At 67.7% G+C, this 372-nt stretch carries 1 pseudogene; it reads left to right on the plus strand.

Annotated elements, in window-relative coordinates:
* A pseudogene (locus ACLJK8_RS22670) lies at positions 1-372 on the plus strand (IS21 family transposase); the annotation flags it as partial.

Below are 372 nucleotides of genomic sequence, written 5' to 3' on the forward strand. Positions count from 1 at the left end.
GGCTTCTGGCGGAGAACGAAGGGAAGCCCCGGCGCGAGCGGCTGACTTTGATGCGCCTGTTCGAGACGTCGCGGGGCCAGGGATATGAAGGCGGCTACGACGCGGTTCGGCGCCATGCGCGTCGCTGGCAACGCGAGGAAGCGGGACGTACCGCGACCGCGTTCGTGCCGCTCAGCTTCGATCCGGGCGAGGCCTGTCAGTTCGACTGGAGCCACGAGATCGTGGTTCTCGCCGGAGTGACGACGGTGAAGGTGGCGCATGTCCGGCTGTGCCATAGCCGGATGTTCTTCGTGCGCGCCTATCCGCGCGAGACGCGGGAGATGGTATTCGACGCCCATGCCCGCGCCTTCGCCTTCTTCGGCGGCGCCTGCG

The organism is Amaricoccus sp. W119 (assembly GCF_047275745.1).
GTDB lineage: Bacteria > Pseudomonadota > Alphaproteobacteria > Rhodobacterales > Rhodobacteraceae > Amaricoccus.